Here is a 16,872-nt window from a genome sequence, read left to right on the forward strand (position 1 = left end):
TTGGCAGCCAAGGAGGACACCGTGCCGGCCAGCGGTATTTGGCGAACGAAGTCGGTCGAGCAGTCGATCGCGGATACTGACGAGCCAGACACCCGACTGCGCAGGAACCTCGGCGCATGGGATCTGATGGTCTTCGGTGTCGCGGTGATGATCGGTGCCGGCATCTTCACGCTCACCGCGCGCACCGCCGGTGACATCTCGGGCCCGTCGGTGGCGCTCGCGTTCGTGTTCGCGGGAATCGCGTGCGCGCTCGCGGGATTGTGCTACGCCGAGTTCGCCTCCGCGGTCCCCGTCGCCGGTAGCGCCTATACGTACTCCTACGCCACGTTCGGTGAGTTCCTCGCGTGGATCATCGGCTGGGATCTCATCCTGGAGTTCTCGGTGGCCGCCGCCGCGGTGGCCAAGGGTTGGTCGGTCTATCTGCAGGAAGTGTTGGTGATGGCCTTCGGTGAGGGCGTCGCCACCACCGTGCAGCTCGGCGCCGTCAGCGTCGACTGGGGCTCGCTGCTGCTGGTCACCATCCTGGCCACATTGTTGACACTCGGTACCAAGCTGTCGTCGCGGTTCAGCATCGTGGTCACGGCGCTCAAGGTCGCGATCATCCTCTTCGTGATCATCATGGGGCTGGCCTACATCAGCCCGGACAACTACACGCCGTTCATCCCGCCCGCTGCCGAGGGTGGCGAATCGGGGGCCGGTCTCGAACAGTCCCTGTTCTCCGTACTCGTCGGCGGATCCGGCAGCGTCTACGGCGCGTTCGGACTTCTGGCCGGTGCTTCGCTGGTGTTCTTCGCCTTCCTCGGTTTCGACGTTGTGGCCACCACCGCCGAGGAGACCCGTAACCCGCAACGCAACGTGCCGCGTGGCATCCTCGGCTCGCTGGCGATCGTCACCGTGCTCTACGTGGCGACCTCGCTCGTGGTTGTCGGCATGGCGCCCTACACCGAGCTGGCCACCGACGCCGAACCGGAAGGCCGTAAGACGCTGGCGACGGCGTTCTCGCTGCACGGCGTCGACTGGGCGGCGAACATCATCTCCATCGGCGCCCTCGCCGGCCTGACCACGGTGGTCATGGTTCTGTTGCTCGGCCAACAGCGTGTGCTGTTCGCGATGTCGCGCGACGGGCTGTTGCCGCGCAAACTCGCGAAGACCGGCTCGCGAGGCACCCCGGTGCGGGTGAACCTCCTTGTCGGCATCGCGGTCGCCGTGGCCGCCACCTTCTTCGATGCGGGCAAGCTCGAGGAAATGGTCAACGTCGGAACGCTGTTCGCGTTCATCCTGGTGTCGGCTGGTGTGTTGGTGTTGCGCAAGAAGCGCCCCGACCTGCCCCGTGGTTTCCGCGTGCCGCTGGTCCCCCTGGTGCCGATCCTGGCGATCGCCGCCTGCGTGTGGTTGATGTTGAACCTGACCGTGCTGACCTGGTTGCGTTTCCTCGTGTGGATGGCGATCGGCGTGGTCGTGTACTTCCTCTACGGCAAGCGGCATTCGCTGCTCGGAAAATGCGAACGGGGACAACAGAAGGTGGACGAGAAGCCGGTGGCCAACTCCGGCCAGGAGTGAAGTGAACTCGGTGGGCCGGTCCGGTGCGGACCGGCCCACCGGCACGTCGAGGGGTTCGTCGGCTCGCTCCGACCGAGCCGTCTTCTGTTCGCTCAGCCGGGGAAGATCCGGTGGATCGCCAACGCGTCCAGGCGATGGATCTTGGTGTCGGAGGGGGCGAGCACCAGGTGATCGACATGAGCCCGGACGTCGGGCAGCGCGTCCTCACCGCGCAGACCCGCCTCGACGAAGGCTTGCAGCCGCTCACCGCATCGGCGGTAGAAGCTCAGCTGGATGTGTCGGCCGAAGACCCGCCAGCCCAGAAACGTCACAGGGCCCAGGGTGGGAGCGCCCTGCGAATGACTCGAGGCCACGAACTCCACCTGGCCGGTGCCCCGGTGTTTCACCACCTCATAGGTCACCTTGCCGCGCTCGAGGTGGCCTTCGAGGGTTTCGTATGCCCATCCCCAGGTCCTGTCACCGTTCTCCAGCGTCTTGTCCACCACCTCGGTGATACGGACTCCGCAATAGAAGTGAATCCCCGGGAACCGAGCCTCGAGCAGCATGTCGCGTCCGAGTAGCGGTGTGGTCGGATCGTAGAGCGCGCGAACGATCTCCGGGGGAGAGAACTCGTAGTCACGCACCAACCGGCAGGCGTGCTCCCAAGGGCCCTCCGGCTCCGGCGGCCCGGGGCGTTCTGTGGCGAGAATCCTACGGTGCGTGTCGATGTTCCAAGCGGGTCGACGTACCTCATCGATCGAATAGTTGATGCGGGCGTCGGCGAGGTCGCTCCAGACTCGAGCGGAGTCGAGCCGCCCGAAGATCCAGTCTCGCATCCGGGGTCACTCGTGTTCCTGCAGCGAGTCGCCGATCAGCCACATCGTCGGCGGCCACAGCCCCACGAAGAGTGCGCGCCGCTCGGCGTTTCCCCGCTGAGCCTGATCCACCGTCTTGGCACGTATCCACAAGCCCAGGCAGAGACCGATCGTGGCCAATGAGGTGAGGTACAGATGGGTGCTGCGCACCCCGACCCGATGCAGTAACCCGACCACCATGTGCGCCTCCGCATTCGTCGACTTCGTGTCACACCCGCTGTACGGGGTACAGCAGAGTCTGTACCCGAATTACCCCCGGTTCATCGATTTGGAGGGGCGCCGATGTTGCGACTGTCGCGACCTCCCAGGGCGCTCACCGTAGTCACGCGATGGCTCCTGGGTACCGCGCTGGTCACCTGGCGCTACCTGTGGGAGACGACACCCCTGCATCGAACCGAATGTCCGGGCGACGAATGGGACCGCCCCCCGCAGGTACCCCCCGAAGCGATCGACGACCGAGTGCAGCTGATCTCGGACGGCTGCGGTCCTGTGTTCCACCGGCGTTTCCACGTGTGCATAGCAGCGGCCGAACTCGGCGCCGACCAGCTCATCGACCGCGTCATCCATGACTTCAAACATTTCGTCCCCTCGGAGGTGGTCGATGTCCGCTCCGATGAGGCCGGTGCCCAGGGACTGGAGGTGGGCGACGAGATGCTGGTGGAGATGCCGGGACCGTGGAACGGTCCCGTCAGAGTGGTACACCGCGAGAACACGTTGCTACGCCTGGTGACCCTGCGGGGACATCTGGAAGCCGGCCAGGTGCAGTTCCGTGCGCGCCAGGACGGAGCGGTGCTGGTGTTCGAGATCGAGCTCTGGGCCAGATGCAGCAGCCGTCTGGTGCACCTGCTGTACACACGTCTGCGATTCGCCAAGGAGGTACAGCTCAACATGTGGGTTCGCTTCTGCCTGGCCGCTGTCGCGACATCAGGTGGTCGGCTGGTGGACGGTGTCCATGTCTCCACCCGCCGAATCGACACGAGCGGCGATGTCGCCGTACCCGTCATGTCCGCGACCGGGAAGGCCTGACGCCGTCGAACCGGCCGATGGGCGTTCGCCGATGTGTTCACGCGGGCTGAGGACGCAAGAAGCCCCGGAAGTGACGGGCCGGGGCTTCTGCGGCCTTGAAGGGGAACTTAAGCGGTCGGCAGGATGTCTTGGTCGAAGATGTCCACCGGGATGCTCAACGTGACCGCGGCGTTGGGAATGTCCACGACTCCACCGACGTGCATCTCACAGGGCGCCACACTGATGATGGTGTAGGCCTGTTCCGGGGTGTAACCGAACTTGGTGAGGTAGTCGATCCCCTGCTCGACGGCGTCGACCGCCGCCATCGTCGTGTCGAGGTATCGCTGCTCCTCGCCGCGGGCGCTGTAGCCGACGAAGCTGATATACCGATTGCCGAAGTTCGGGTCGACCGGGGATGGGCGGAACGCGGGGTTGCGGATGCCGTACTTGGCCATGCCGCCCTTGATCAGATCGAACTTCAGCCACGCTGAGCCGTCCATCTCAATCGCGTTCCACGTGATCTCCCCGTCGCCCTCGGCGAAGTGCAGATCGCCACAGGAGAAGAGGGCGCCCTCGACGAACACGGGGAAATAGACCTTGGAGCCGCGGGACATGTTCTTGATGTCCATGTTCCCGCCGTTCTCCCTCGGGGGAATGGTGCGAGCCGCCTCCGCCGCCACACGCTCCCATTCCTTCCCTTCGAGTGTTCGCAGCACCGCGGTGTCGGTGGCTTCGGCCCGTGGGCCTGCCTGGCCGCTTGCGATCAAAGGGTCTTCACGACGGTTCCACTGCGCCAGCAACTCGTGCGACGGTGCGACGGCGATGATGCCCGGATGGCTGATAGCGGGGATGCGTACCCCGGGGACCTGCCGTGACGTCGCGTAGAGGCCGTGCAGATCCCACACCGTCTTGAACCCGTCTGGGAACCGTTCTTTGAGCGGCCCTCCCATCCCCGGAAGGATGTTGGAGTATCCGATACCGCTCAGCGGCTGGATGTCCAGCAATTCGACGACGAGCAGGTCACCGGGTTCGGCGCCCCGTATACGGATCGGACCGGCGAGCGGGTGAGTGCGGGTGAGATCGAAATGTATGTCGCTGTCGTCGTCCCGATCACGGAGCTGGTAGTCGTCGTAGCCGGGGGTTTCCAATATCACCTCGTCGCCGGGGTCGCACTCGAACAGCGGCGGGATATCCGGGTGAAACCGGTTGTGCCCCAACTCCTTTTGCTCGGCGAGTGGTACTCCTACCTCGCACTTGAACCGAGGTACCCCCAGATCTCGGTCCGGAAATCGTGATACCCCGGACTTCGTGAAATCGTTGTTTCGGCCGGTCAATGTGCCTCCTGAGCGTACCGGGCTCCCGGGGGAGCTAGCTGACCCGATTCAGGGCGAAAAATCGGACGACTTCTGTATCGGGGTCACACAGCGGAGACCGCATGCCGATCGATATTCACTTTCGTTCGGGGGTAAGTCAAGGAAGAGCCTGTTCCGGTGAGCCGAGTGGGTGAACGGGCTGGATCCATGACTTCTTTTGGGCTCGAATGCCGGTAACGGTGGGTATTCTCCGAAGGTGAAGAAAGGGGATATCGTGAAACCCTTGCTTTTCGGGTGAAAAGTGCTAATTTCCTGTTGTTCTGTCGGCGAGTGGGTTCCTTTCGGTGCCTTCCTCGTGGGTCGATCCGATTTCAGTGTCGCGATTTCGCGATGAAGGTCGTGGGTCCGGCTGGAAATATGTATGCTCCTCAATCGTTTGTGGCGACCTGACCGAAAATGGGCGACGGGGCGAGGGTCTCGTTCTCGAACGGTGCCCTGTCCCGATTTCGCGGGAGTCTCCTTGCTGAGCGGAGGGGCTCTGGCGATGGCCGGGTGACGACCCGGAAAGTACCGGCCGGTAGATTTCGGTAAGGCTGCCTGTTCTCATACTGCGGGAGCGTTGACTCGTCACCGCGAGTACCGAAGTGCTTCTTCCCAGGGGCTGGCGGAGCGCGTTCTAAGAGGTAGATCACAGCGGGGACACCTGCTCGGCAGGTGAGGATTCCGGGAGAGGTCGGTACGCTCTCAACTCCGAACACGGTGTAGCCGGTGTCTGCGGCACCGGGCATCGCAGAAGGAACGGTGGTGAGGTCCGTGAAGTACCGGATGCTCTTCGTGGCCCCGTTCCGTCTCCACACCTCCGAAGCTCGATGGAGCAGTGATTCATGACCTCGATCCCTCTCGTTCCCACACTGGTCCCAGCCCGTGGGAAGCTCGCTGAACTCGCGATCGTCGCCAGCGGCGTTGCCATGATCGCCGTGGCCGCGCAGATCGTGATTCCTCTTCCGATCACCCCGGTCCCTCTCACAGGGCAGACCTTCGCCGTGCTGCTGGTGGGTGCCTCCTTCGGGGCGCTGCGCGGCACCATGACCCTTCTGGCGTACCTGGCTGTCGGGTTCGCCGGGCTCCCGGTTTTCGCCGAGGGGAACTCCGGGTTCGGGATACTCACGGCACCGAGCGCGGGATACCTCGTCGGCATGGTGGCGGCGGCCGCTCTCGTGGGTGTGGCGTCCGAGCGTGGCTGGGATCGCACCGTGCCCCGCACGGCTCTGACGATGGTCGCCGGCAACCTGGTGATCTACGCCTTCGGTCTGACCTGGCTCGGGCTCTCGCTCGGTGCGGGACTGGCCGAAACGCTGGTGATGGGCGTGGTGCCGTTCCTCATCGGTGACGCCATCAAGATCGCTCTGGCGACCGGAACGCTGCCCAGCGCATGGTGGGCAGTGAGGAAGATCAAGGGGCTGCCCGGTCGGAAGTGACCGACTCCGGCAGCTGTTCAGGAAAGCCGGTGACAGGCGACTCGTCGTCGCTCGTCACCGGCTTTCGCGTTGTCCGCGGCGAACGAGGGGATCGGTGACTCGCCGGGCGGAGCATGTCACTTCCCGTCGCAAGTGGGCGAAGGCGGAGCCAGCGGTCGGAACAGCAGCTGCAGTTCGCCGTCGGAGAGCACGCGTTGCACACCGATGTGGTAGACCGGTTCGAGGATCTCCGGCCGGAGTACCTCGTCAGGGGTCCCGGCCGCTTTGACCCTTCCGCGCTCCAACAACACCACTTGGTCGCAGTAGCGGGCGGCGAGATTGAGGTCGTGCAACACGACGATCGTGGTCACCTCAAGCGCGCGCACCAGTTGCAACACCTCGTGCTGGTACCGGATATCGAGATGGTTGGTCGGTTCGTCCAGTAACAGGTGATCGGCTTGTTGCGCCAGCGCGCGGCCGATGAGCACCCGTTGTTTCTCACCGCCCGACAGGCCGGCGAAGACGCGGTCGGCCAGGTGGCGGGCGCCGACTTCGGCGAGTGCCGCCGCGGCGATCCGGTAGTCCTGCGCGGAGTACCGTTGGAACGTCGTCAGATGCGGCGACCGTCCCAGAAGGACGGTCTCGGCCACCGTCAGGGGGAGCTCGGTGGTTCCTTCCTGCACCACGACGGCGAGTCGTCTGGCGACCTCTCGTCGGGGCAGCGCTTCCAAAGGAGTGTCGTCGAGACTGACGAGTCCCGCGCGTGGGGCAAGCGCGGGGTAGAGCGTGCGGAGCAGCGTGGTCTTGCCGCTGCCGTTGGGACTGATCAGCCCCACCACTCGGCCGGGAGCGGCCGACAAGCGTACGCCGTCGAGCACGACGGTGTCACCGTAAGCGAACGAGATGTTCTCCGCGGTGATCACGAGGTGGGACCGAATGTCTCGTGGAGCCGTTTCCAACCCGTCCACCGACAGCGGTGTCGGCGGCTCGGTGAAGTTGAACAGCTGAACCAGGATGTCGTCGTTTCGCACGGCCTGGAGCGCCCCGGCCCCGGGCAGTCCCACCACAGCTTTCTTGACCGTCTCCGGGTCACCGTCGACGTGGAGCAGCACCAGTACGTCCGGGTCTTTGTCGAGGACGTCTTCCCACGTCACCTCGAACACGCGCTCGTCGCCGTCGGCGTAGACGTTGGTGAACCCAGCGGCCTCCAGCTGTGGGTGCGCCATGCTCTCGTTGCCATAGGCGTAGCCGACGCCTCCGCCGACCGTGGGGTACAGCACGGCGGCTGTCCGCTCCGGCTGGTCGTCCGCTGCCTTCTCGATGGCGGCGACCCGTTCCTTCAGCGAGGCCACCAAATCCGCTGCTCGGGCTCGGCGGTCGAAGAGCCGACCGTAGGTGTTGATCTGCTCGTAGACATCGTCGAACGTGGTGGCCTCCACGCCCGCCGGACACATCGTGGGTTGCACCAATGCCTTGATCCCCACCGAATCGAGTCCTTCGCGGGTGATCCCGTCGGGCAGGCCCAGCACCAGGTCCGGTTGCCGGGAGATGATCACTTCCTCGGAGATCTGTAGATGACCTCTTGAGTCCAGCTCTTCGCCGAGAGACGGGATGGCTTGGATGGCCGCGTTGGTCTCGGCGTCGTAGTAGTCGGGCGGGAACGCGCCCGCTCGGAGCACGACGGAATCCAAAGCCCCCAGCGCCTTCAGCGACGCCACCGGCGCACTCTCCAGCAGGATGACCCGTTCGGGAGGTTCTTCGAAGGTGACATCGACTCCGCAGTTGGTGATGGTCAGGGGGTAGTCGCCGGATGTCGACGCCGAGCTTCCCCCAGCCGCCGTGGGTGCTCCGCACGCGATGCCGATCAGCAGGAGGGCCAGTGTGGCCGGGAGGACGGTGAGGCGGTGGTGGCCGAGGCGCATGGGGTGTTTCCTTCGCTGTCGTCGCGGTCGCATCAGGTGCTCGCCGGATGGAAACGTCGAACGAGCAGGAGCAGGAACGGAGCGCCCACGAGGGCGGTGATGATGCCGATGGGCAGCTCGCGAGGTTCCAACAGCACGCGCGCCACGACATCGGCCCAGACGAGGAAGATGGCGCCGAGCAGCGCGGCCACCGGAATCGACCGGCCGTGAGCCGCTCCCACGAAGCGCCGCGCGACGTGCGGGATCACCAAACCCACGAAACCGATGCCGCCGGAGGCGGCCACCACGGCCCGACACAGAGTGAGACCACCACGAGCAGTCGCACCCGAAAGCCGGTCGGTGAGATTCCGAGTGCGTGCGCGGTCTCGTCACCGACGGCGAGAGCGTCGAGACGGCGGCTCCACACGGCGAGTACCGCCACGGTGAGGCAGACGATCACCAGCACGGAGGTCAGCGGCAGGCCCCAGCGAGCGAGGCCGAGGGAACCGAGCAGCCAGAACAGCACGGAACGCAAGCCCTGGGCCGAGTCGGAAGCGAAGATCAGGAAGCTGGTGGCCGCATAGAGTGCGTAGCCGACGGCGACTCCGGCTATCAGCAGCCGCAGCGAGGTGATCCGTCCTCCCGCCCTGGCGATGACGAAGACCGCGACGGAGGCGCCGAGGAGTACCTGGGGTAGGCGTACCTGCCAGCTGATGGAGTCCTGGGCGAGTGTCCAGCTCATCTCGGCGGGTGTGCCGAAGAGATGGTGACCGATGATCTTCGACACGGTCGCCGGTGGCACCCCTATCGCGCCGATGCCGACCGCGAGCACGATCGTGGCGGCCAAACCGAGACCGAGGCCGCTGATCCAGAGAGAGCTGTGGCGACGCCGAGCCGTCCGCCCGGGATGGCACTTCGCGTGGAGGTGTCCGGGAGACGCCACGCTCGGCGCGAGATGGTAGGCGGTCGCCCCACCGCCGGTGTGCACGTGCGTCACCACGCCGAATGCCGTCAGAGTGTCCAATGTGCGATAGACGGTGGCCCGGTGAATCGTGGGGTGCAGCGTGCGCACCCGGTCGTACACTCGCTCCGCGCTCGGGTGGTCGTCGAGTTGGGAGAGTGCCTCGATGACGGCACTGCGCGCACCGGTGATCCGCTGGCCGCTGGCACGCAACGACTCGAGCGCAATCTCGACGGCTTCCTCCGGCCGCATCCCGGATGTGTGAGCGTCGGCAGTCATCCGCCCAGTCTCGCCTTTGTCCGTGGTTTTCGACCAGAGTCGAACGCCTGTTCCCCGACAGCGGGGAACAGGCGTTCGGTACTTCTTCACTATTGGAGTTATTACGCCGCGCCGGCCTCGGTGAGCAGGATCTCCACCGCTTCGTCGTTGCGCTGGGTCTCCGGTTCGATGCGGTCACCGGGCGGGTAGAAGCCGTCCAGCCCGCCTCCTGTCGCCGGATACATCTCGAAGGTGAAACTCAGGATGCCGTGCTCGCCCCACAACCAATCGTTGATCCCGCCGTCGGTGATGTAGAGGTCGCTCGACTGTTGCGGGGTGTAGCCGTTGCTGTCGGCGAGTCGAGCCCCGACCTCCTGGAACCGCTTGGCCTGCTCAGGGGTCATGTTCTCGGCGGTGTCGTCGTAGGTGTAGCCGTAGGGCCACAGCACCAGCTCCGAGTAGCTGTGGAAGTCGATGTGTGCCGTGATCTGCTGGGTCCCGGAGACCACGCGGGAGCCGACGAACTCGGCCACGGCCGCGGTTTCGGGAGCGGAGAACGCTGAGGGACCCCGGTAGGTCTCGCTGGAGGGCGAACCACTCGAACCGCCGCAGCAACCTCACTGGTAACCCCAGTTGCGGTTGAGGTCGGTACCGCTGCCCTGGCGGTTCTTCCGCCATCCCCGGTACTGGCCACCCTCGATGTCGTATTCGGCGCCGTCCGGGTTCACGGTCGGGATCACATGGATCTCGCGTGTGTCCACGAGCTCCGTGACCGTCGGGTCTTGGCCGTACTCATCGGTGAAACGCTGGATGATGCGGAGGCACATCTCGGTGGTCAGGTGCTCCCGGGCGTGCTGGTTGCACGTGAACAACACCTCGGGTTCGTCCTCGTCGACCTCGACGTTGCCGCTGATCGTGATCAGGTGCAGGTCACGGCCTTCGTGGGATTGTCCGACACTCGACAACTTTGCGATATCACCGTGGTCGGACACGGTTTGCTGAAGTTCCTCGGTGAGTTCGGTGTAGGTGTGGTACGCCTCGTCGCCCGGGGGAAACTCGTCCGCCGCCGCACGTACGCCTGGGCTGCGTTCGGCGAGCATCCGATCGAGATCGTCGAGTCTTACGAGGTCCAGGCCTTCGGCGCGCAGTTCCTCCGCCTGCGAGGCTTGCGCGGCGAACGTCACTGTGCCGTCACGTACGCCCCATACATCGGCGCCCGAGTGGGCGATGGCGGTGCGTTGCGCGGTATCCGTGTCGTGTACTTCGAATAAGCCACGGTCATCGAGTTGTTGCGCGCCGGCCGGTGCGGCGAGGCCGGCGATCATGAACAGCCCTGTGACGGTGGCGATTCCCCGACGTCTTATGCCCATGAGCTCAGGCTGACCGAGGACCACGAAGACAACAACCCGTCAAAAGTCTGTGACGGATGGTAGTGACCTGTAGGGGCTGGTTTCGAGCTCCGCCGAGACAGACAAATGCGTATGGCGGGACGAATCCACCGGTCCACTGTTCAGCCTTCCGGTTTCAGGACTCACCTGAAAGCCCGACAAGGGCGCGCATGAATCCGCGGTCCGATCCGCGTCACCGAATGGGCGACACGCTTTCTCGATTCATCCGTAGTGGACTGCCGACCGGGTGATGCCGGGGTGCTGCGGTGTGAGGGCGCGGCACCCCGGCTTACCTACGGGTCACGACCGGTGATGCACTTTTTGAAGTCCGTACACCGGTGTGGGGATGTCCTCGTAGCGTGCCTTGAGCTGCAGCGCCAGATACAGCGAATAGTGGCGTGACTGATGCAGGTTCCCGCCGTGGAACCACAGACCCGGTTGTTGCGTGGGCTTCCACATGTTGCGTTGCTCGCCCTCCCAGGGGCCCGGGTCCTTGGTCGTCCCCGAACCGAGGCCCCAGCATTTCCCGACCCGATCAGCCATTTCCCGGCCCGCGATGTCGGCCACCCATCCGTTCATCGATCCGTATCCCGTGGCGTAGACGACGAGGTCGGCCTCCAGTTCGGTGCCGTCGGTCAACACCACGCTGCTGCGTGTCAGGTGGTCGACCTGGCCGTGCGCCAGTTTGATCTCCCCGTCGGCGACGAGTTCCGACGCTCCGACGTCGATGTAGTAGCCCGAGCCGCGGCGGAGGTACTTCATGAACAGGCCGGACCCGTCGTCTCCCCAGTCGTGCTGGAATCCGGCTCTTTCCAGTCGCGCGTAGAATTCCGCGTCATGTTCCCTGATCTTCTCGTAGATCGGGATCTGGAACCGGTGCATGATTCGGTAGGGCAGTGATGCGAAGGACAGGTCGGCCTTCTCCGTCGTGATTCCGGCGTCCACCGCGCGTTCGGAGTAGAGGTCGCCGAGACCGAATTCCATGAGTGATTCCGACTTGACGACATGTGTGGACGACCGCTGCACCATGGTCACGTCGGCGCCGTGTTCCCACAGGGCCGCACAGATATCGTGGGCCGAATTGTTGGAACCGATGACGACCGCTTTCTTGCCGGCGTAGGCGTCGGGGCCCGGATGTTGGGACGAATGGTGCTGATCTCCCTCGAAGACGGACATGCCCGGAAACGAGGGAATGTTCGGTTTGCCTGACATTCCGGTGGCGAAGGCCAGGTGCCGTGGGGTCAGGACCGCCGTCTCCTCTCCGCGGTCGACCGTCACCGTCCACTGTTTCGCGTCCTCGTCCCAAGAAGCCGACGTGACTTCCGACCGCGTCCAGTACGGCACTTCCATCACCCGGACGTACATCTCCAGCCAATCGGCGATCTTGTCCTTGGGCGTGAACACCGGCCAGTTGTCCGGGAACGGAAGATAGGGCAGGTGGTCGTACCAGACCGGGTCGTGCAGGCACAGGCTCTTGTATCGCGTACGCCAGGAATCGCCCGGACGGTCATGACGTTCCACCACCAATGCGGGAACGTCCAGTTGGCGTAGTCGCGCGCCGAGGGCGATGCCGCCCTGTCCACCGCCGATCACGACGACATAGGGCTGACGGCGATAGCCGAGTTCCCGCTGCTGCTGTTCACGTTTCTCGGCCCAGGAGCGGCGTCCTCTGACCACACCGTGCTCGACGCCTTTCGGCCGGCGTGTGCGTTGCGGTTCCTCGAACCCCTTGAGTTCCCGCAGCGTGGTGAGCAACGTCCAGGCGCCTTCGTCGGTCAGCCGGAGATGTCCCTGGCCGCGGCCGGTGGCGGTGTCGAACGCCAGCCATGCCTCGATGACGCCGTCGGTCTCGGTCGGGGGCTCGGTGGTGCGAAAGCCCGAGGGGGCGGTGTGCTCCAGGCAGGCACGGAGCAGATCCGCGATGCCCTCCCTGCCTTCCACTGTCTTGAGGTTCCAGGTGAACGCCACGAGGTCGCGCCAGTAGCTGTCCGCCGCGAACATCCCGGAGGCGGCCTCGACGTCACGTGCCACGAGTGCGGCCTCGAATCGTTCCAGCCAGGCGTCGACACGTGTCTGTGGGGAAGCCTCTCCTGCCTCTCGGCCGATCATCTGTGCCATTGCCACTCCTGCCCTCGTCGACATCGGTGTAATGTAGATCACATCCACCGGTGAGGGGGAGGGCAACCGTTGCAGTGAATTGCATGCCTTGGCCGGCGCCGGGAGGGAACCTATCCTCGATCCTCGGCGCGGCGGTGCGGGAGGTGGACCGTGAGCGTTCCCAGTGCTGTCCCTCCGGGGCGAAGTCTTCCCGCCCATGCCCGTGATCTCATCCGCATGCACGACGCCGTCATCTCGGGAAGTCGTCCACCGGTGCGTCCTCGTGGGGTCGTCTCCCGGTCGTGGTCCCGCGTGCTCCGTCTCGGACTGAGGGCCGACACGCTCAACGCCCGAGGTCGGCTGGGTGGGGAAGAGCTGGCCCACCGCCGGGAGACCTCACCGCTGCGTGACGTCGTGGCCGACCTGACGCAGGTGGCCGGTGTCATGTCCGACTCCTCCCACATCCTGTTGGTCATCGCCGACCGCGACGGTGTCATTCTCTGGAGAGAGGGGACGTCCGCCGTTCGGCACCGAGCCGACGACCTCGGATTCCGCGAGGGGTCGGAATGGAGTGAGAAGCGGGTCGGCACGAACGCCATCGGGACCGCGCTCGTCGAGGCGGCTCCGGTCGAACTGCTCGCCGGGGAACACTTCGAGCAGGGGCAGCATTCCTGGTACTGCACCGCTGCTCCCGTCCACGACCCGAGGACGGGCGAGCTGCTCGGCGTGATCGACGTCAGCGGGCCTGCGCTGACTCTGCACCCGGCGATCGGCGCGCTGGTTGAGACAGGGCGGCGACTGGTCGAATCGCGCCTCCGGCACCGACATCGCGAACACTTGGACCGCCTTCGCCGGGTGGGGGAGCCGCTGTTGGCCGCCGGGCCCTCGCTGGTGGTCGATGACGAAGGCTGGGTCGCCGCGAGCGCGGGGGTATGGGTGGGGAGTCGGATCGCGGTGCCGACGGACGGTGAGCCGATGGTGGTGCCCGGGTTGGGTGTGTGTCGTCCCGAACGGCTGGGGGAGGGCTGGCTCGTCCGGCCGTCCGGGCCTGATCGAACCGTGCGGCTCGACCTGGACCTCGCCTGTGCGCCGGTGCTCAGTCTGCGGGGCGGTGACCTCGGCTGGCAACGGCCGCTGACGAAGCGACACGCCGAGATCCTGGTTCTCCTGCACCGTGCCGGGCGGGCGGGGTTGTCGGCCGAGGCGTTGAGTCGAGCGTTGTACGGGGACGCTGAGCACGTGGTCACGGTTCGGGCGGAGGTGTCCCGCCTGCGCCGGTTGCTCGGTGCGCTGGTGAGTACTCGGCCGTACCGCTTGGCCGATCAGGTACTGATGTCGGTCCATCCCTCCGGGGCAGACCGCCGAAACGCGTTCCGAAACCCTGCTCGTTGAGCGGTTGCCGGTGATCGCGCTCCGCCTCGCGTCCGCGCCACCCGACAGCGTGATGTGCGGCGTGGTGTGGTCTGCCGGCTCCGTGGTCTACGGTGCGCTTCCTCGTGAGTGGGCCACCCGACGGTGTAGCTCGTTGGTGTGATGGACCCGGTTGACGCCGCCGGTTCGCGACAGGCCAGTATGGCTCATGTGCTCCGCCCCGGGCGGGGCAACCGGCCGCCGACGGTCCACTATGGATACTCGAGCCGATCTTGCCGGGGCCTGTTCCCGCTGGTTGTCGACCTCTTTCAGGTTGGCTGTGGACAGGTTCAGGTCGCGGCAGGGAGGGGTGACGTGAGCTTGGTCAACTCCACGATAGTCTCGGCGGCTAGATTGGTATGATTCCAGAAAACCTGCATGGGAGGCCTTGAATACATGGCACTGATCAATACGGAAGTGAAGCCGTTCACGACCACTGCGTTCCACAATGGTTCGTTCGTGGAGGTCAGCGACAGCGACCTGCGCGGCAAGTGGTCGATCGTGTTCTTCTACCCGGCTGACTTCACCTTCGTATGCCCCACCGAGCTGGGCGACCTCGCGGACCTTTACGAGGAGTTCACCAAGCTCGGCGTGGAGATCTACTCGGTGTCGACCGACACGCACTTCACCCACAAGGCGTGGCACGAGACTTCGGACACCATCCGCAAGATCCAGTTCCCGATGCTCGGTGACCCCGCCGGTGTGATCACGCGGAACTTCGACGTGATGCGTGAGGGCCAGGGGCTCGCCGACCGTGCCACGTTCGTCATCGACCCGGACGGCGTGATCCAGATCATGGAGATCACTCCTGAGGGCGTGGGCCGCAACGCCGCCGAGTTGCTGCGCAAGGTGAAGGCCGCGCAGTACGTCCGTGAGCACCCCAACGAGGTCTGCCCGGCCAAGTGGGAAGAGGGCGAGGAGACCCTCGCCCCGTCGCTGGACCTCGTCGGCAAGATCTGACCGACCACCTCATTTCGCGTCCGCGCTATCCGGATATGAGTGCTTCGGCCCGGTCCGGGTAGCGCGGACCTCTCTCCCCGCCCCATTCCACCCATTCCACCGACCGATTCCCGGAGGTCGTTCGTGCTTGACCCGGCACTATCCAAGCAGCTCGCCACACATCTCGAGCTTCTTCGGCAGCCGGTCGAACTAGTCGCGTCGCTGGACGACAGCGCCAAGTCCGCCCAGTTGATGGAGCTACTGACCGAGGTTGCCGCACTCTCGGAGAAAATCACGGTGGTGCGCCGTGACGACGATGAGCGACGCCCGTCGTTCGCCATCGTCCGGCCGGGGACCGACATATCGGTGCGGTTCGCCTGCATTCCTCTCGGGCATGAGTTGACCTCCTTCGTGCTCGCCCTGCTCCAGGTCGGTGGGCACCCCCCTGCTGTGTCCGAAGAGGTCATCGAGCAGATCCGGCAGCTGGACGGCGACTACGAGTTCGTCACCTACCTGTCTCTGTCCTGCCAGAACTGCCCCGAGGTCGTCCAGGCGCTCAACCTCATGAGCGTGGTCAACCCGCGGATCAAGCACGTGGCCGTCGACGGCGCCCTGTTCAAGGACGAGGTCGAGGACCGTGGCGTGCTCGCGGTGCCCGCCGTGTTCCTCAACGGGGAACCCTTCGAGCAGGGCCGGATGACGCTTGAGCAAATTCTGAGCAAACTCGACAGTGGAGCCGCCCAGCGGGCCGCCAAGGAGATCGGGGAGAAGGAGCCCTTCGACGTGCTCGTCGTCGGCGCCGGCCCCGCCGGTATCTCCTCCGCGATCTACGCCGCCCGCAAGAGCGTCCGCACCGGAGTCGCCGCCGGCCGGATCGGTGGTCAGGTGCTGGACACCATGGCGATCGAGAACTTCATCTCCGTGTCCTACACCGAAGGGCCGAAGTTCGCCGCGGCACTCGAGCAGCACGCCTCGGACTACGACATCGACATCATGGACTCGCAGCAGGCCGTGCGACTGGAGCCGGCGGAGCGTCCCGGCGACCTCCACACGGTCGTGCTGGACAACGACGCCACCCTGAAGGGCCGGACCGTGGTCCTCGCCACCGGCGCCCGCTGGCGTCCCATGGGCGTGCCGGGCGAGCAGGAGTACCGCAACAAGGGCGTGACCTACTGCCCGCACTGCGACGGACCGTTGTTCCGAGGCAAGCGGGTGGCGGTGATCGGTGGCGGTAACTCCGGAGTCGAGGCCGCGATCGACCTGGCGGGTATCGTCTCGCACGTGACGCTGCTGGAGCTCGGCGGCGAGTTGCGCGCCGACGAGGTGTTGCAGCGCAAGCTGCGCAGCCTGAGCAATGTGGACATCGTCCTCAACGCGCGTACCACCGAGGTCCTCGGTGACGGCAACACGGTGACGGGACTTTCCTACACCGCTGTCGAAACAGGCGAGGACCGGAAGCTCGACGTCGAGGGCGTGTTCGTGCAGATCGGTCTTTTGCCGAACACCGAATGGCTCGAAGGTGCCGTCGAGCTGACCAAGCACAAGGAGATCGTGGTCGACGAGCGAGGCGCGACCTCCGTGCCGGGAGTGTTCGCCGCGGGCGACTGCACGACCGAGCCCTACAAGCAGATCGTGACGGCGATGGGGTCCGGTTCGACCGCGGCCCTGAGCGCGTTCGACCACCTGGTCCGTACCTCGGCCCCGGACGCCGACTGAACGGCACAGCGAA

General features: G+C 65.4%; 11 protein-coding genes and 2 pseudogenes. 6 read left to right on the plus strand and 7 right to left on the minus strand.

Annotated elements, in window-relative coordinates; translation table 11 throughout:
- Positions 1–21: 21 nt before the first annotated feature.
- A complete protein-coding gene (locus tag M7H19_RS03415) occupies positions 22–1,560 on the plus strand; it encodes an amino acid permease (protein ID WP_298176990.1) in 1,539 nt (512 codons plus the stop codon).
- Positions 1,561–1,652: 92 nt separating this feature from the next.
- On the opposite strand, the gene M7H19_RS03420 is transcribed toward M7H19_RS03415, so the two are convergent.
- Complete coding sequence (locus M7H19_RS03420; protein ID WP_298176992.1) at positions 1,653–2,375, minus strand: DUF1990 family protein; 723 nt, start codon at positions 2,373–2,375, stop codon at positions 1,653–1,655.
- Positions 2,376–2,381: 6 nt separating this feature from the next.
- Positions 2,382–2,594: a hypothetical protein gene (locus tag M7H19_RS03425; RefSeq protein ID WP_298176994.1), complete on the minus strand. Its 213-nt coding sequence runs from the start codon at positions 2,592–2,594 to the stop codon at positions 2,382–2,384.
- 102 nt (positions 2,595–2,696) lie between these two features.
- Between M7H19_RS03425 and M7H19_RS03430 the strand changes: the two genes are divergently transcribed.
- Positions 2,697–3,440, plus strand: a complete 744-nt coding sequence (locus tag M7H19_RS03430) for a DUF1990 domain-containing protein (RefSeq protein WP_298176996.1) — start codon at positions 2,697–2,699, stop codon at positions 3,438–3,440.
- Between the two features lie 107 nt (positions 3,441–3,547).
- Here the strand turns inward: M7H19_RS03430 and M7H19_RS03435 are convergent, their stop codons facing one another.
- Complete coding sequence (locus M7H19_RS03435; RefSeq protein WP_298177078.1) at positions 3,548–4,693, minus strand: acetamidase/formamidase family protein; 1,146 nt, start codon at positions 4,691–4,693, stop codon at positions 3,548–3,550.
- Positions 4,694–5,616: 923 nt separating this feature from the next.
- On the opposite strand from M7H19_RS03435, the gene M7H19_RS03440 reads away from it, so the two are divergent.
- Entirely contained in the window at positions 5,617–6,210 is a 594-nt protein-coding gene (locus tag M7H19_RS03440) for a biotin transporter BioY (RefSeq protein ID WP_298176998.1), read from the plus strand.
- Positions 6,211–6,326: 116 nt separating this feature from the next.
- On the opposite strand, the gene M7H19_RS03445 is transcribed toward M7H19_RS03440, so the two are convergent.
- The 4 genes and pseudogenes from M7H19_RS03445 to M7H19_RS03465 all read right to left on the minus strand — a co-directional run bounded on the left by M7H19_RS03445 (position 6,327) and on the right by M7H19_RS03465 (position 12,815).
- Positions 6,327–8,111, minus strand: a complete 1,785-nt coding sequence (locus M7H19_RS03445; protein ID WP_298177000.1) for an ATP-binding cassette domain-containing protein — start codon at positions 8,109–8,111, stop codon at positions 6,327–6,329.
- A 32-nt stretch (positions 8,112–8,143) separates the two neighbouring features.
- Positions 8,144–9,330, minus strand: a pseudogene (locus M7H19_RS03455) (iron chelate uptake ABC transporter family permease subunit).
- A 101-nt stretch (positions 9,331–9,431) separates the two neighbouring features.
- Positions 9,432–10,679: pseudogene (locus M7H19_RS03460) on the minus strand (M14 family metallopeptidase).
- A 318-nt stretch (positions 10,680–10,997) separates the two neighbouring features.
- Positions 10,998–12,815 (minus strand): NAD(P)/FAD-dependent oxidoreductase, encoded by a 1,818-nt coding sequence (locus M7H19_RS03465; protein ID WP_298177007.1) that lies wholly within the window; start codon positions 12,813–12,815, stop codon positions 10,998–11,000.
- A gap of 150 nt (positions 12,816–12,965) precedes the next feature.
- Here M7H19_RS03465 and M7H19_RS03470 point away from each other — a divergent pair, with 150 nt between their 5' ends.
- From M7H19_RS03470 to ahpF, 3 genes are all read left to right on the plus strand, one after another.
- Positions 12,966–14,186 carry a helix-turn-helix domain-containing protein gene (locus M7H19_RS03470; protein ID WP_298177009.1) on the plus strand — a complete coding sequence of 407 codons (1,221 nt, stop codon included), beginning with the start codon at positions 12,966–12,968 and terminating at the stop codon, positions 14,184–14,186.
- Between the two features lie 414 nt (positions 14,187–14,600).
- Complete coding sequence (gene ahpC, locus M7H19_RS03475) at positions 14,601–15,164, plus strand: alkyl hydroperoxide reductase subunit C (protein WP_298177011.1); 564 nt, start codon at positions 14,601–14,603, stop codon at positions 15,162–15,164.
- A 123-nt stretch (positions 15,165–15,287) separates the two neighbouring features.
- Positions 15,288–16,859, plus strand: coding sequence for an alkyl hydroperoxide reductase subunit F (gene ahpF, locus M7H19_RS03480; protein WP_298177013.1), 1,572 nt, complete (start codon positions 15,288–15,290; stop codon positions 16,857–16,859).
- Positions 16,860–16,872: the final 13 nt, after the last annotated feature.

The sequence above is a fragment of the Saccharomonospora sp. genome, assembly GCF_027317685.1.
In the GTDB taxonomy this organism is placed as follows: Bacteria; Actinomycetota; Actinomycetes; order Mycobacteriales; family Pseudonocardiaceae; genus Saccharomonospora.

What these genes read in the sequence shown, in the direction of transcription:
- M7H19_RS03420 (WP_298176992.1), bottom strand. Translation starts at nt 2,375, where the DNA reads ATGCGAGACTGGATCTTCGGGCGGCTCGACTCCGCTCGAGTCTGGAGC.
- M7H19_RS03425 (WP_298176994.1), bottom strand. Translation starts at nt 2,594, where the DNA reads ATGGTGGTCGGGTTACTGCATCGGGTCGGGGTGCGCAGCACCCATCTG.
- M7H19_RS03430 (WP_298176996.1), top strand. Translation starts at nt 2,697, where the DNA reads ATGTTGCGACTGTCGCGACCTCCCAGGGCGCTCACCGTAGTCACGCGA.
- M7H19_RS03440 (WP_298176998.1), top strand. Translation starts at nt 5,617, where the DNA reads ATGACCTCGATCCCTCTCGTTCCCACACTGGTCCCAGCCCGTGGGAAG.
- M7H19_RS03445 (WP_298177000.1), bottom strand. Translation starts at nt 8,111, where the DNA reads ATGCGCCTCGGCCACCACCGCCTCACCGTCCTCCCGGCCACACTGGCC.
- M7H19_RS03465 (WP_298177007.1), bottom strand. Translation starts at nt 12,815, where the DNA reads ATGGCACAGATGATCGGCCGAGAGGCAGGAGAGGCTTCCCCACAGACA.
- ahpC (WP_298177011.1), top strand. Translation starts at nt 14,601, where the DNA reads ATGGCACTGATCAATACGGAAGTGAAGCCGTTCACGACCACTGCGTTC.